1 pseudogene is annotated in these 302 nt (G+C 36.4%); it reads left to right on the top strand.

Annotated elements, in window-relative coordinates:
• Nucleotides 1-300 (top strand): annotated as a pseudogene (locus tag AOA60_RS33285) (hypothetical protein); the annotation flags it as partial.
• Between the last annotated feature and the right edge of the window lie 2 nt (nt 301-302).

Below are 302 nucleotides of genomic sequence, written 5' to 3'. Positions count from 1 at the left end.
TCACAAGCGTGGGCAGAGGCAAAAAAGCGGTGTCGTTTGAATTCTATAGATATACAAATGGCTAAAGAGTTAGGGATGTCTCCAAAAAGTTTAATTAAAAATATCCCTTCACCCAATCAAAAATGGAAAGCACCGGTAAAAGTTTGGATTCATGAACTATATGAGAAGAAGTTTGGAGGATCCTGTCAACTAAGCCTGTGCATAGTAATAAATCAAAAGTATTCAATAAAGAGCAAGAAAGATCAATTGACATTGAACAGTGGGATGATGAGGAGGGTTTACCATTTTGATGAATTCTAAGG

Origin of the sequence: Pseudomonas sp. 2822-17, from assembly GCF_002742485.1 — a bacterium.
Lineage (GTDB): Bacteria > Pseudomonadota > Gammaproteobacteria > Pseudomonadales > Pseudomonadaceae > Aquipseudomonas > Aquipseudomonas cyclaminis.
The sequence above is the reverse complement of the archived record's forward strand: the minus strand, read 5'-3'. Positions and strand labels throughout refer to the sequence as shown.